Annotated in this window: 12 protein-coding genes; 9 read left to right on the forward strand and 3 right to left on the reverse strand. The window is 68.1% G+C overall.

What is annotated here, in order from left to right; translation table 11 throughout:
• Positions 1 to 34: 34 nt before the first annotated feature.
• Positions 35 to 1,474, reverse strand: a complete 1,440-nt coding sequence (locus tag ACIP5Y_RS40285; RefSeq protein ID WP_400358229.1) for an MFS transporter — start codon at positions 1,472 to 1,474, stop codon at positions 35 to 37.
• 103 nt (positions 1,475 to 1,577) lie between these two features.
• On the opposite strand from ACIP5Y_RS40285, the gene ACIP5Y_RS40290 reads away from it, so the two are divergent.
• From ACIP5Y_RS40290 to ACIP5Y_RS40330, 9 genes are all read left to right on the forward strand, one after another.
• Positions 1,578 to 2,138, forward strand: coding sequence for a TetR/AcrR family transcriptional regulator (locus tag ACIP5Y_RS40290; RefSeq protein ID WP_400358230.1), 561 nt, complete (start codon positions 1,578 to 1,580; stop codon positions 2,136 to 2,138).
• A gap of 59 nt (positions 2,139 to 2,197) precedes the next feature.
• Entirely contained in the window at positions 2,198 to 3,217 is a 1,020-nt protein-coding gene (locus tag ACIP5Y_RS40295; protein ID WP_400358232.1) for an isopenicillin N synthase family dioxygenase, read from the forward strand.
• A complete protein-coding gene (locus ACIP5Y_RS40300; RefSeq protein ID WP_400358234.1) occupies positions 3,214 to 4,500 on the forward strand; it encodes an O-acetylhomoserine aminocarboxypropyltransferase/cysteine synthase family protein in 1,287 nt (428 codons plus the stop codon). Before ACIP5Y_RS40295 ends, ACIP5Y_RS40300 begins: the two co-directional genes overlap by 4 nt.
• The gene (locus tag ACIP5Y_RS40305; RefSeq protein WP_400358236.1) at positions 4,493 to 5,284 is read left to right on the forward strand and encodes an alpha/beta fold hydrolase; all 792 of its coding nucleotides are present in this window, start codon (positions 4,493 to 4,495) and stop codon (positions 5,282 to 5,284) included. The genes ACIP5Y_RS40300 and ACIP5Y_RS40305 overlap by 8 nt, the downstream gene beginning before the upstream one ends.
• 31 nt (positions 5,285 to 5,315) lie before the next feature.
• Entirely contained in the window at positions 5,316 to 6,890 is a 1,575-nt protein-coding gene (locus ACIP5Y_RS40310) for an ABC transporter substrate-binding protein (RefSeq protein WP_400358238.1), read from the forward strand.
• Between the two features lie 97 nt (positions 6,891 to 6,987).
• Positions 6,988 to 7,938 carry an ABC transporter permease gene (locus tag ACIP5Y_RS40315; RefSeq protein ID WP_400358240.1) on the forward strand — a complete coding sequence of 317 codons (951 nt, stop codon included), beginning with the start codon at positions 6,988 to 6,990 and terminating at the stop codon, positions 7,936 to 7,938.
• Entirely contained in the window at positions 7,935 to 8,810 is an 876-nt protein-coding gene (locus ACIP5Y_RS40320; RefSeq protein ID WP_400358241.1) for an ABC transporter permease, read from the forward strand. The genes ACIP5Y_RS40315 and ACIP5Y_RS40320 overlap by 4 nt, the downstream gene beginning before the upstream one ends.
• Positions 8,807 to 9,604, forward strand: a complete 798-nt coding sequence (locus ACIP5Y_RS40325) for an ATP-binding cassette domain-containing protein (RefSeq protein WP_400358243.1) — start codon at positions 8,807 to 8,809, stop codon at positions 9,602 to 9,604. Before ACIP5Y_RS40320 ends, ACIP5Y_RS40325 begins: the two co-directional genes overlap by 4 nt.
• Positions 9,601 to 10,407 carry an ATP-binding cassette domain-containing protein gene (locus ACIP5Y_RS40330; protein ID WP_400358244.1) on the forward strand — a complete coding sequence of 269 codons (807 nt, stop codon included), beginning with the start codon at positions 9,601 to 9,603 and terminating at the stop codon, positions 10,405 to 10,407. Before ACIP5Y_RS40325 ends, ACIP5Y_RS40330 begins: the two co-directional genes overlap by 4 nt.
• A gap of 41 nt (positions 10,408 to 10,448) precedes the next feature.
• Here the strand turns inward: ACIP5Y_RS40330 and ACIP5Y_RS40335 are convergent, their stop codons facing one another.
• Positions 10,449 to 11,963, reverse strand: a complete 1,515-nt coding sequence (locus tag ACIP5Y_RS40335; protein ID WP_400358246.1) for an APC family permease — start codon at positions 11,961 to 11,963, stop codon at positions 10,449 to 10,451.
• A 56-nt stretch (positions 11,964 to 12,019) separates the two neighbouring features.
• Positions 12,020 to 13,783 carry an amidohydrolase gene (locus ACIP5Y_RS40340; protein WP_400358248.1) on the reverse strand — a complete coding sequence of 588 codons (1,764 nt, stop codon included), beginning with the start codon at positions 13,781 to 13,783 and terminating at the stop codon, positions 12,020 to 12,022.
• Positions 13,784 to 13,812 lie beyond the last annotated feature (29 nt).

Genomic DNA, 13,812 nt, shown 5'->3' on the forward strand with positions numbered 1-13,812 from the left:
CTGTAGGTAACCGAGGGGCCGCGGGATTCGGGAATCAGTGGCCGGAAGTCTTTACGCCGGACCCACTCCCCTTGCGGCCGGGGAGCAGCAGCGCCACCACCGCGCCGACCGCGACGATGACCGCGCCGACCTCCACGGCCGGCACCAGTCCGTTCACATAGCTCTGCGGGGACAGATACGAGCCGTGTGAGCTGAACACCGAGACCAGGATCGCGATGCCCATCGCGACGCCGACCTCGCGGATGGTGTTGTTGGTGCCGGAAGCCATGCCCTGATCGTCCGGCTCCGCACTGGCCATCACCACCGACGAGGCCGGAGCGAAGGTCAGGCCCATGCCGATGCCGCCGAGCAGGAACGGCAGTACGAAGGAACCGAATTCGACGTGCACGGTGGTGATGAGCGCCATCCAGGTCAGCGCCGCACACAGCAGCACCTGGCCCGTGACGATCAGCACGCGCGGCCCGACCCGATCCACGATGAGACCCGCGAGCGGGGCCACGACCATCGGCGCCAGTGTCCACGGCAGCGTGCGGATGCCCGATTGCAGCGGTGTCAGGCCCTGCACCACCTGAAAGAACTGGGACAGCAGGAAGATCGAGCCGAAGACGCCGAGCGAGAAGGTGAACAGTGTCGTATTGACGGCGCTGAAGCCGCGGGAGCGGAACAGTCGTAGCGGCAGCATCGGATCGGCGACCCGGTGTTCCCAGACCACGAAGGCGGCCAGCAGCGCTGTGCCGCCGATCAATCCGCCCAGCACCTGTCCGGAGGTCCAGCCGTCGCCCGAGCCGTGGATCACGCCCCACACGACGCCGAGCACACCGCCGGCCGACAACAACAGGCCGACCAGGTCGGCTTTCCTTGCGCCGCCGAATGATTCGTTCAGGACCCAGGCCGCCAGCGGTACGGCGACGATGCCGACCGGAACGTTGATCCAGAAGATCCAATGCCAGCTCAGGCCGTCGACGACCGCGCCGCCGATCACGGGTCCGAGCGCGACGCCGAGCCCGGAGATGCCGCCCCAGATGCCGATGGCGGCGCTGCGGGTCTTTTCCGGCACTGCCGCCGACAACAGTGTCAGCGAGAGCGGCATCACCGCCGCCGCGCCGAAGCCCTGCACCGCTCGTGCGGCGATGAGCATCCACGGCTCGGTGGCCAGTGCGCAGGCCGCCGAGGCCACGGTGAACAGTGCGATGCCCGCCAGGTAGAGCCGGCGGCGGCCGATGCGGTCGCCGAGGGCGGAGGCGGTGAGCAGCAGCGAGGCGAACGAGAGGGTGTAGGCGTTCACGAACCACTGCAGGTCGGTGAGCGAGGCGCCCAGTTGGGTGCGGATCACGGGGAGGGCGTTGGTCACCACCAGGTTGTCCAGCGTGACCATGAACATGGGGATGCCCACGGCCGCCAGCACCGCGGCCAGGGACCGGGCTTTGGGCGCGTATTCGGTTGCGCCCGTCGATGTCTCGAGTATGTCGGTCATGCTCCGGCCTTTGTTGTTATCGACTGATAACTAGAGAGTATGCATTGACTGATAACATGTCAATGGAAGACCCGATTCCCCGACGGCAAGGAGGCCGAACACCATGACCAGGACGCGGATGACCGCCGGTGAACGCAGCGAAGAGGTCCTGCTGGCCGCCATCAGCGCCTTCGCCGAATCCGGTTACGCCGCAACCCGAACCGACGAGATCGCACGCCGCGCGGGCGTCTCGCAGCCCTACGTCATCCGGCTGTTCGGCACCAAACAGCAGCTGTTCCTGGACGTACTGGCCCGGGTCTGCGACCGGATCGACGAACTGTTCCGGTCCGGCGCCGCCGACGCTCCCGGCGACGCGACACCGAAGGAACGGCTGGACGCCATGGGTGACCGCTACCGCGACTTCCTCGGCGACGACCACCTGCCCCGGGTCTTCCTGCAAGGCATCGCCGCCGCCGGCGATCCGGCCATCGGCGAGTCCATTCGCACCCGATTCGGCGGCATCTACACCCTCGTCCGCGAGCTGACCGGGGCCTCCGTGGAGGAAGCACGCGACTTCATGGCCAAGGGCATGCTGCTGACGAATATGGCCGCCATGGGCGTCACCAACCCCGGACGCGACTGCGAGCCGTGGGCGGCCGAAATCCTGGCGACCCTCGGCGAGTGATCCGATCACGGTGAGCGCAAGACTCCCCGGCCCGCCGGACCGTGCCTACGCTGCCGAAGGTGAATGCCCGTCTGCCGCTCATCGACATCGCACGGTTCCGGGGTCCGGCCGCGGATCGCGCCGAATTCCTGGCGGAACTGCGCCACGCCGCACACGAGATCGGCTTCTTCTACGTCATCGGACACGGTGTCCCCGAGGAACTCACCTCCGGCATCTTCGACGTGGCGCGCCGGTTCTTCGCGCTGCCGCCGGAACAGCGTCTCGCGATCGAGAACATCAATTCGCCGCAGTTCCGGGGCTACACCTGTACCGGCCACGAATACACCGCCGGCTCCCCCGACCGGCGCGAGCAGATCGATATCGGCCCCGAACGCGAGGCGATCGACCTCTCCCCCGGCGATCCGGTGTGGCGGCGGCTGATCGGCCCGAACCAGTGGCCGCAGGCGCTGCCGGAGCTGCGCGACACCACGCTGGCCTGGCAGGCCGAGGCGCTGCGTGTGAGCCGGGAGGTATTGCGCGCCTTGGCCGTTGCGCTCGGACAGGACGAAGGCTACTTCGACACCTGGTTCGACGAGGAGGCCTCGACGCACGTCAAGATCATCCACTATCCGGGACGCGAGTCCGGAGCGGCCGATCCCGGCTCCGATCAAGGCGTCGGCGCGCACAAGGACTACGGGTATCTCGCACTGCTGCAACAGGATGAGGTGGGCGGCCTGCAGGTGCAGGGACCCGACGGCTGGATCGACGCGGTCCCGGTACCGGGCAGCTTCGTATTCAATATCGGCGAAATGCTGGAGATCGCCACCCGGGGCTACCTGACCGCGACCCGCCACCGGGTGGTCAGCCCGCCCGCCGGCGTGGACCGGTATTCGGTGCCGTTCTTCCTCGGCCCGCGCCTGGACGCCGTGGTCGAACCCTTGCGATTACCAGCGGAATTGGCCGAACGCGCCCGCGGCGTCAGCCAGGACGCCGAGAATCCGCTGCTGGCGGCATTCGGGGAGAACGCCGTGATCGGCTGGCTGCGTTCACATCCCGCGGTCGCGCGGCGCTGGTGGTCCGATGTGCTGGAGGCCCGGTGAGCGCGCAGTGGGGGTTCCAGACCCGGCAGATCCACAGTGGCGCACGCCCCGACCCGGTGACGGGTTCCCGGGCCACGCCGATCCATCAGACCACCTCCTACACCTTCGACAGCGCCACCCACGCCGCCGACGCATTCGCCTTGCGCGACTTGGAGACACACGCCTACACGCGAGTGTCCAACCCCACCACCGCGGTCGTCGAGGAACGGCTGGCCGATCTGGAGGGCGGGGCCGGCGCGGTCGCGCTGGCCAGCGGGCAGGCGGCAGTCACCTTGGCGCTCTTGGCGATCGCACGCACCGGTGATCACCTCGTCGCCGCCGCGACGTTGTACGGCGGCACCTACAACCTGCTCGCGTACACGTTCGCCGAGCTGGGGATCACGGTCGACTTCGTGCGCGATCCCGATGATCTGGCCGAGTGGCGGGCGGCGATCGGGCCGAATACCAAGGCGCTGTTCGCCGAAACCCTCGGCAACCCGCGCGGCAATGTGCTCGATGTGGCGGGCGTGGCCGATATCGCGCACGCGGCCGGCGTGCCGCTGGTGGTGGACAACACCGTGCCGACGCCGTACCTGCTACGGCCGCTGGAGCACGGTGCGGACATCGTCGTGCATTCGACCACCAAGTTCCTCTCCGGGCACGGCACCGCACTGGGTGGCGCGATCGTCGACGGCGGGCGTTTCGACTTCCGGGCCGAACCGGCACGCTGGCCGCAGCTCACCGCACCGGACCCGAGCTACCACGGGCTGGTGTACGCCGAGGAATTCGGGGAACTGGCCTACATCATGCGGGTGCGCACCAAACTGTTGCGCGACCTCGGACCGGCGGTGTCGCCGTTCAACAGTTTCCTGCTGCTGCACGGGCTGGAAACGCTGTCCCTGCGGGTCGCCCGGCACACCGAGAACGCGCAGGCCGTCGCCGAATGGCTCAGCGAGCGAACCGAGGTCGAGCACATGCACTACGCCGGGCTCACCGGAAGTCCTTGGCACGATGCCGCGAAACGGTATCTGCCGCTGGGTGTCGGCGGCGTGCTGGCCTTCGAGCTCACCGGCGGCGCGGACGCCGGGCGGCGGCTGGTCGACAATCTCGGCCTGTTCAGTCATCTGGCGAATATCGGCGACGTCCGCAGCCTGGTGATCCACCCGGCCTCCACCACGCACGCGCAACTGGACGAACAGCAGCAGCTCGACAGCGGGGTGACTCCGGGGCTGGTGCGATTGTCGGTCGGACTCGAGGATGTGGCCGATCTGATCGGCGATCTGGAGGCGGGACTCGATGCCTGAATTCGACGGTGTCACAGGGCAGATCCACTACGACCGGTGGACGCCGGACGAGCCGCGGGCGCTGGTGGTGTTCTTCCACGGACTGGGTGAGCACATCGGCAGCTACGCGCCCTTCGTGGCCGCGCTGCGGGACGCCGGGATCGCGGTATGGGCCGGGGATCACGCCGGGCACGGCCGCAGTGACGGTGTGCGCGTGCTGATTTCGTCGGTCGACGATCTCGTGACCGATGCGCTGACCCTCATCGGGCTCGCCCGCGCCGAACAGCCCGCGGCGCCGCTGTTCCTGATCGGGCATTCGCTGGGTTCGCTGGTCTCGGCCCTGCTGGTGGCCGAACACGGGATTCCCGCAACGGGATTGGTGCTGGCCGGTTCGTCACTGGTGCCCGCCGGCACCAGCGCGCTCGCCGAACTGCTGGCCTCCGGCATCGACCCGTGGGAGCTGCGCCGCGACCCGATCGAGCTGACCCGCCACGAAGGCTTCGCCCAGCAGCTCCGAGAGGACCCCCTCACCTGGGACGGCGGACTGCGACCGGAAACCCTTGCGGCACTGATCGAAACCGCCGCGCGGTTGCCCGCGGTGCTGGAGAAGCTGGACCTGCCGGTGCTCTTCGTGCACGGCGCGGAGGACGATATGGCGCCCGCCGAGGGCGTGCGCCGCGCGGCGGAACTGCTGCCCCGCGCCCGCGCCGAGATCTTCGCCGAGGACCGGCACAACATTCTCAACGAGCTCGACCGTGACGAGGTCTACCGCGTCGTGGTGGATTTCCTCACCGAGCACGCCTGAACCCGACACGTCTGAACACCGAGGACAACGTTTGATCTTCTCGACGGCAATATCCGCACGCGCCCAGCGCATCACGCTCGCCGTGGCGCTGCTGGCAATGCTCGCCACCGCCGCCTGCGGTACCGGCGGCGATACCACCGGCGGCAGTGCGGGCCGGACCACGCAGGCCGCGACACCGCCCGATGACAAGCTGGATACGAATGCCACGGTGAATGCCCGGCTGACGCTGGAACCGACCGGCCTCAATATCTTCGGCACCTCGGGCGCGGCCCTCGACCAACTGCTGCTCGACAATGTGTACGAGGGACTGGTCAGCGTCGACACCGCCGCCGACGACAAGATCGTCCCCCGGCTGGCCACCACCTGGGACCAATCCCCCGACGGGCTCACCTACACCTTCCATCTCACGCCGAACGCGAAATTCCACGACGGCTCGGCGCTGACCGCGGCGGACGCGGTGTGGTCGCTGCGGCAGCAGATCGCGCCCGGTTCGAAGTCGGTGCAGGCCGCCAAGTTCGGATCGATCGCCGACGTCTCCGCGCCCGATCCGGCCACAGTGCGCATCACGCTGAAGCAGCGCGACACCCTGCTGCTGTGGAACCTCTCCCAGCGCGGCGGGATCGTCTACAAGCAGGGCACCGACTTCACGACGCTCGACGGCAGGGAGAACGGGTCGGGCCCGTTCACACTGGCGGGCTGGAACCGCGGGTCATCGATCACGCTGGCCCGCAACGACACCTACTGGTCGGCCAAGCCGAAGGTCGCAAAGGTGGTGTTCCACTACATCAAGGAAACCAACGCGGCCGACAATGCCCAGCAGACAGGTCAGACCGATATCGAGTTCGCCGCGGACCCGACACTGCTGCAACCGTTCTCGGGCAATGACAAGTTCACGGTGCTGCGCGGCACCACCACGGACAAATACACCCTGGCGTTCAACGGCACCCAGGCGCCGTTCACCAATCCCGATGTACGCCATGCCCTCCGGCAGGCCATCGACAAGCACGCCCTCATCCAGGCGGTCGGCGCGGGTACGAGCATCGGCAGCGATGTACCCCCGCAGGACCCCTGGTACGAGGACCTGACCGGCATCGACGCCTACGACCCCGGCAATGCCCGGAAACTCCTCGCCGGCGCGGGATTCGGCAACGGCCTGGCCCTGACCCTGGACGTCCCGAACATCTACCCGACCGCCATCAGCGACGTCCTGGTCTCCAACCTGAAACAGGTCGGTGTAACCCTCACCGTGCGGCAGGTCGAATTCCAGACCTGGCTGTCCCGCGTCTTCACCGACCACGACTTCCAGCTCAGCCTGGTGGACCACGCCGAAGCCCGCGACCTCGACAACTTCACCAAACCCGCCTACTACTTCGGCTACGACGACAAGCAGACGCGGCAGTGGTACGACCAGGCCCGCACCGCCGCCTCCGACACCGACCGTGACACCCTGCTGAAGCAGGTCGCCCGGCAGGTCTCGCAGGACGCGGCCGCCGACTTCCTCTGGCTGGGCGAGACGTTCACCGTGGTGCGCTCCGGCGTCTACGGCGTGCCGCAGGCCGAAACCAGCAACCGGCTGAACCTGAGCGCAATCGCGGTCGGCAAATGATGCGGGCCACGCACCGGGCGCTCACCGCGCGGCAGGCATCCGCCCTCGAGCTCGCTGACCGGCATGGCCCGGCGCACCGCAGGTTCCGGATGGCGGCGTGACCTGGTTCATAGCGCGCAGGGCCGGGCTGCTGGCGCTGTCGCTGGCAGTGGCGAGCGTGGTGGTGTTCGCGCTGTTGCGGCTGCTGCCGGGTGATGTCGCGGCGACCATCGGCGGGGTGCAGGCCGGTCCCGCTCAGATCGCCGCCATTCGAAGCGATCTCGGGCTGGATCGGTCGTTGCCGGCGCAATACGCGTCGTGGATCGGCGGGGTGCTGCACGGAGATTTCGGGCGGTCGCAGTTGAACGGGACCTCGGTGAGTGCGGAACTCGGGCGCAAGCTGGCGGTGACCGCGCCGCTGGTGGGAGGGTCCATCGTGGTGGCTCTCGCCGTGGCCGTACCGCTGGGGACGTGGGCGGCGGTGCGGCGGCGGGGCATCGTGGGCGGTGCGCTGAATATCCTGTCCCAGTTGGGAATCGCGGTGCCGACGCTCTGGCTCGCTTTGGTGCTCGTACTGGTGTTCTCGGTGGAACTGGGCTGGTTTCCCGCCCAAGGATTTCCGGTGGACGGCTGGTCGCAACCGGGGGCCGCGATGCGCAGCCTCGTACTGCCCTGGCTGGCGCTCGGCCTGACCGAGGGCGCGGTGCTGCTGCGCTTCGTGCGCTCGGCCGTCCTCGGCGTACTGCATTCCGATTTCCTGCGGACCGCCCGCGCCCGCGGCCTCACCCGCACACAAGCGCTGCTGCGCCACGGTTTCCGCAATGCGGCCCTCCCGGTGGTGTCCGTCCTCGGCCTGCAACTGGCCACCCTGCTGGTCGGCGCGGTGGTGATCGAACAGGTCTTCACCCTGCCCGGCGTCGGCAGCATGCTGATCACCGACGTCGGCAACCGCGACCTGGTGAAAGTTCAAGGCGAGGTGCTGATCCTGGTGGCCGCGGTGCTGGTGATCGGATTCCTCGTCGACCTCGCGCACCGGCTCATCGATCCTCGACTCGGGAGCCCGGCATGAAGGCGGGACAGCGGCGTCGATGGCAGGCGGCGCGAACCGTCGTGGCGGCGCTGATGCGGCGTCCGGCAGGTGTTTTCGGGGCGGGTGTCGCGGGTGCCTTGGTGACCGCGGCGGTCGTCTCGGTCTGGTGGACGCCGTTCGATCCGCAGGCGACCGATCCCCGGCGAGCCTGGCTGCTGCCGTTTCAGCAAGGGCATCTGCTCGGCACCGATCGGGTGGGGCACGATCAGTTCAGTCAGTTGCTCGCGGGGGCGCGGGAGACACTGCTGGCCGCGGCCGGGTCGGCGGTGATCGCCGGGATCCTCGGTCTGGCATTGGGGTTGGCGGCCGTGCTCGCGCCTCGGTGGGTGGGGGCGGTGGTGGAGCAGCTGATCGATCTCGGAATCGCTTTTCCCGCACTACTGCTGGCCATGGTGCTGGCCGCCGTGTACGGGAGTTCGCTCGGCACGGTGGTCGTTTCGATCGGGATCGCGTTCGGGGTTGCGGTGGCGCGGGTTTCGCGTGGGGAGATCGCGCGGGTCATGGGGGCGGACTATGTGCTCGCGGCGCGCGCGGCGGGGGCTTCGACCGTGCGGATCGTTCGAAAACACTTGCTGCCCAATATCGCTCCGACCTTGATCGTGCAGTTGTCCCTCGCCATGGCGCTGGCGGTGCTGACCGAGGCGGCGCTGACGTACCTGGGTTATGGCAGCTCGCCGTCGACGCCGTCCTGGGGCGGCCTACTGCGCGAGCAGCAGGCCTACATCAGTGCACGGCCACTGCTGGTGATCTGGCCGGGACTGGCGGTTTCGCTCACCGTGCTCGGTTTCAACCTGCTCGGCGATGCCCTGCGCGATGCCACCGATCCCCGGCTGCGGAAGGCTGCCCGATGACCCTGCTGGAAGTCGTCGATCTCCGGGTCCGGATCGGCGGGGCGACACTGCTGGACGGTATCGGGTTCCGCCTGGAGGCCGGCGACCGGCTCGGTGTCATCGGTGAGTCCGGCTCCGGGAAATCGCTGACCGCACTGGCGATTCTGGGCCTGCTGCCCGACGAGGCCGAGGTCACCGGCAGCATACGGTTCGACGGCGCCGAGCTGCTGGGCCGCAACGACCGCGAACTGTCGAAGATCCGCGGCGACCGGATCGCCATGGTGTTCCAGGAACCGCTGTCGGCGCTCGACCCGCTCATGCGGGTGGGCAAGCAGATCGCGGAACCGCTGCGCCTGCACCGCGAGCTGTCGCGCAGGCAGGCGCGGGACGCGGCGATCGAACTGGCCGCGCGGGTCGGCCTGCCGGACCCCGAGCACATCGTGCGCGCCTACCCGCATCAGCTGTCCGGCGGTCAACGCCAGCGGGTCGGCATCGCCGCGGCGCTGGCGTCGCGCCCCGCCTTACTGATCGCCGATGAACCCACCACCGCGCTCGATGTGACCGTGCAGGCCGAAATCCTCACGCTGCTCGACGATCTCGTGGACGGCCACGATACGGCCCTGCTGTTCATCACTCACGATCTGGCGGTGCTCGCCCGGATCGTCCGGCGGGTGCTGGTGCTGGGCGAGGGCCGGGTGCTGGAAACGGGTGACCTGGATCGGATCCTGCACGAGCCCGAGCACCCCTATACCCGGACCCTGCTCGAACTCGCCCGCGCCGCCTCGTTCCACCGGCAGGAGAAAGTCGCGCGATGACCCCGTCCGAAGCCACCGGGACCCTGTTCGAAGCCACCGGCCTGAACCGCTCCTTCCGCTTACCGCGCCGCTCACTGCGCGAGCGCCCGCCGCTGCGGCACGCCGTGCGGGATCTGGACCTGCGCCTGCGCGAGGGCGGCCGGCTCGGCATCGTCGGCGAATCCGGTTCGGGGAAGTCGACTCTCCTGCGCCTGCTGCTCGCCCTGGACCGGCCCGACAGCGGCGAGGTGCGATATCGCGACCGGCCGGTCAGCGGTCGCGATCTCACCTGGTTCCGGCGCGAGGTGCAGGTGGTGCTGCAGGACCCGCTCAGCTCCCTGGACCCACGCGCCCGCATTCGCGACTCGATCGCGGAACCCCTGGAATGCCTGCGCATTCCGGGTGATCACGATGAGCGCGTCGCCGAGCTACTGACCGCGGTCGGCTTGGAACCCGATGCGGCACACCGCTATCCACACGAATTCTCCGGCGGCCAGCGCCAGCGCATCGCCATCGCCCGTGCCCTCGCTCCGAATCCCAAGGTCCTCGTCGGCGACGAACCGTTCTCCGCGCTCGACGCCTCGGTACGCGCCCAGATCATCGACCTCGTCCGCGATCTGGCCGCCCGCTACGGACTGTCACTGATCCTGGTCTCGCACGATATCGGTGTGGTCCAGCAACTCTGCGACGAACTATTGGTGTTGAAGGACGGCGAGGTCGTCGAACGCGGCGCCACCGCCGGCGTCCTCACCGCCCCGGAACACCCGTACACGCAAGCACTGCTGCGCGCGGTGCCGGCACTCCGAGAAGGTTCCACCGCATGACAATCGAGGTCACCGGGCTGTCCACTTGGTGCTGGGCGGCCTCAGCTGCGGACCACTACGTCCTCTTCTGGCTCGGCGTCGGCCTCGATGATCTCTTCGGTGGGGGCGGGCAGCCTGCGGGCCAGCACCTCGCCGCGGAAGAACGGCGGCATGGTGCGCGCGAGGATCAGATATATCGGGATGCCGATCAGGAGGGTGCCCACGCCTAGTACGAAGACCGCGCTGAACCAGGATGTGACCGCGGTCCAGCCGGCGGCGAAAAGCAAGGCCAGGCCGCCGAGGGTCGGCAGGATGCCCTTGATCACGAGTGTCCTTGGGCTGGAAGCGAATTCGTGGCGGTAGAGCCAGGCGCAGCTGAGTCCGGTGAGGCCGTAGTAGAGGCCGATCGAGATGCCGATGGCCGTCACCGCTTCGGCGATGAGCCGACCGCCCGAGGCGAAATTCAGGCCCACGTACAGCGCCACCGACAGCCCGCCGAACACGATGGTCGAGAACTTCGGGGTGCGGAAGCGCGGATCGATGCGGCCGAACGCCTCCGGCAGCGCATGATGCAGCGCCATCGAATAGGTGGTGCGCGCGGTCGGCAGGATGGTGGTCTGCGTCGACGCGGCCGCCGAGGTGAGCACCATCAGGAACAGCAGGTGCACCAGGATGGTCCCGATCCAGCTGCCGCCGAACACCGCACTGCCCAGCGCACCGAGCACATCGTCGACATGATCCGGATTCGCCAGCCCCAGGCCCGCTTCGCCCACCCCCGCGAACGCCTGCGCGGCCACGGTCACCAGCAGGTAGAGCGCCACCAGCGTGATGGTCGCGAGCACCGCCGAACGCCCCGGCGTATGCCGCGGATCCACGGTCTCCTGGTTCACCGACACCGCGGAATCCCAGCCCCAGTAGATGAACACCATCAACAGCAGCGCCGTCACGAAGTCGGAGAACGAGTCGATCGCGAACGGATTGAACCAGGACAACTCCGGCATATGCGCGCCCTCGGGCGCATGCCCCAGCGCCACCCGCCCCAGCGCGATCACCGAGAACACCACCAGCATCCCGAATTCGACCGCCAGCAGCGCCGACTGCAAGCGCGCCGACACATCGATCCCGCACACCGCCACCACTGTCATGACGACGAGATAGACAATCCCCAGCAACAGTACCCACACACTGGTCGCATCCGCCCCGATGCCGTGCGCCCCCACCAGATGGAAGGTGTACTGCGCACTGATCTGCGCCAGGCTCGCCATCACCAGCAGGTCCGACACCACGATCGCCCACCCGGCCATCCAGCCCGTGAACGGACCGAACGCGCGCGTCGCCCACACGAACGTGGTCCCCGGATCCGGTTCCACCGCATTGAGATCCCGATACCCGATCGCCACCAGCAGCATGGGCACGAACGCCAGCAGCACGATGATCGGCGACTGCAATGCGACCGCCGCGACGACCAATCCGAGGGTGGCGGTAATGCTGTAGGCGGGACCCGCAGACGCCACCCCGATCACCACACTGGAGACGAGGGAGAGCGCACCGGACCGCAGAGTACTGGGCGATGTCACCGGCTAAGAGTAAGGGCAACCATCCAGCGCACCGAATCCGCCGGTGCCCGCGACCCTCAGCAGTGGTACTGCACGAGCGCACCCATATTCACGACCTCGCCGCCGGTCTCCGCGCGCCGGGCGGCGCCCGCCTCGAACCGCGTCTCACCACGCCGGACGGTCTCCAATACCCGCACGTCGTCCCAGGATTCGAGGACCTCCGGTTCCGGCAGCTCGAGCGGATTCACGCTGAGCACCACCAGGTCGGCCTGCTTGCCGGTCTCGATGGTGCCCTTCCGGTCCTCCTCGAAGTACTGGTAGGCCGCATTGCGGGTCAGCGAATCCAGGGCGGCCCGCACCGACACCCGCTGATGATCGCCGATGACCTTGCCGGACCTGGTGACCCGGGTGACCTGACTGGAGAGGATGGCGATCGAGTTGGCCAGCGCCACCGGCGCATCGTGATGCGCGGTATAGCGCAGGCCGTTCGACAGCGCCCAGGCGGTGGGCGAGATGTTCTGGGCGCGTTCCTCACCCAGCACCACATCCCGATACCAATCGCCCCAGTAGAACGTGTGCATGGTGAAGAACGACGGAATGATGCCGAGCCGCGCGAAGTCCTCGATCTGCTTACTGGTCGCGGTCTGCGCGTGAATCGCCACCGGACGCCGAGCCACGGCATTCGGCTCGCCCAGCCGATCACAGGCCGTCCGGACCGCCCGGATGAACTGCGCGATGGCCGCGTCACCGTTCACATGCGCGATGACCTGCAGATCACGCCGGAACGCCTGGTACACCTGCTCGTTCGCTTCCGTATCGGTCAGCGTCGCGTAGCCGGCGTAGCCGTCTCCCTTGCCCTCCGGCGGCTTCAGATAGGGCTCGCTCAGCCAGGCCGTCCGGCCCTGCGGCGAACCGTCCAGGATCAGCTTCACCCCGGCCAGCCGCATCCCCCGGTAGTAGTCGCCGGAGGCGTCGAGCCGATCCCAGTCGGCATCCGTCTTCAACTCCGACGCCTTGAGGTAAACAGCGAGGTCGATCTGCCAGCCGGTGGTGTGCTGCAACAGGCGCAGCGCGTCGAGCAGATCGCGTTTCACCCCGCCGTCCTGTGCGGTGGTGAAACCGAACCGGCTGTACTCCTTCCGGCCCTCGACATACACGTTGCCGGAGTCGGTGCCGGAGATTCCGGCCACCGCGCGATCGAAGGCGGGATTGAACGCGGTCTCCTCCAGTACGCCGTCCGGGGTGCCGAACTCCGCGCGCTTGTCCTCCCGGCCGATATGGCCGCCGTCGGGATCCTTTGTGTCGTGGTCGTATTCGAGCAACTCCAGGGCTCGATCATTGACCGCGCCCAGATGCGCGGACTGATGCACCGCCAGCACCGGTCGTTCGGTGGAGACCCGGTTGAGGTCCTGGCGGGTGGGATGCCCGCCGATCAGCGAATCGTCGTACCCCATGCCGATGATCCACTCGGACCGCTTACCGATATCGGTGTCCGCCCACGCCGAAAGCTTGTCCACCACATCGCCGATCGACGCGACGTCACCATCGGGTTCGGCGAGCAGATTCGCCAGCATCGCCTGTAAGCCGACGCCGCCGATATGACCGTGCGCATCGATGAATCCGGGCAGCAGGCACGCGCCCGCGAGATCCCGCATACGCGTGCCGATTCCTTGCCATTTCACCTTGGCCTCGGCGAGATCCCCGACGAAGACGATCTTCTCGCCCCGGACCGCCACGGCCTCGGGCGGCGTCACCTCGGTTTCGGCCATCGTCACGATCGAACCGTTGTAGAAGATGCGATCGGCCTTGCCGAGCAGGGCCGAGGTATCGGAATCCGACATGGTGAACCTCTTCCAACCGATCGCCGAAG

The sequence above is a fragment of the Nocardia sp. NPDC088792 genome, from assembly GCF_044750615.1.
GTDB lineage: Bacteria > Actinomycetota > Actinomycetes > Mycobacteriales > Mycobacteriaceae > Nocardia.

Excerpts from the sequence above, each read along its gene's own strand:
- ACIP5Y_RS40285 (WP_400358229.1), bottom strand. The coding sequence starts at position 1,474 with ATGACCGACATACTCGAGACATCGACGGGCGCAACCGAATACGCGCCC.
- ACIP5Y_RS40290 (WP_400358230.1), top strand. The coding sequence starts at position 1,578 with ATGACCAGGACGCGGATGACCGCCGGTGAACGCAGCGAAGAGGTCCTG.
- ACIP5Y_RS40305 (WP_400358236.1), top strand. The coding sequence starts at position 4,493 with ATGCCTGAATTCGACGGTGTCACAGGGCAGATCCACTACGACCGGTGG.
- ACIP5Y_RS40320 (WP_400358241.1), top strand. The coding sequence starts at position 7,935 with ATGAAGGCGGGACAGCGGCGTCGATGGCAGGCGGCGCGAACCGTCGTG.
- ACIP5Y_RS40325 (WP_400358243.1), top strand. The coding sequence starts at position 8,807 with ATGACCCTGCTGGAAGTCGTCGATCTCCGGGTCCGGATCGGCGGGGCG.
- ACIP5Y_RS40330 (WP_400358244.1), top strand. The coding sequence starts at position 9,601 with ATGACCCCGTCCGAAGCCACCGGGACCCTGTTCGAAGCCACCGGCCTG.
- ACIP5Y_RS40340 (WP_400358248.1), bottom strand. The coding sequence starts at position 13,783 with ATGTCGGATTCCGATACCTCGGCCCTGCTCGGCAAGGCCGATCGCATC.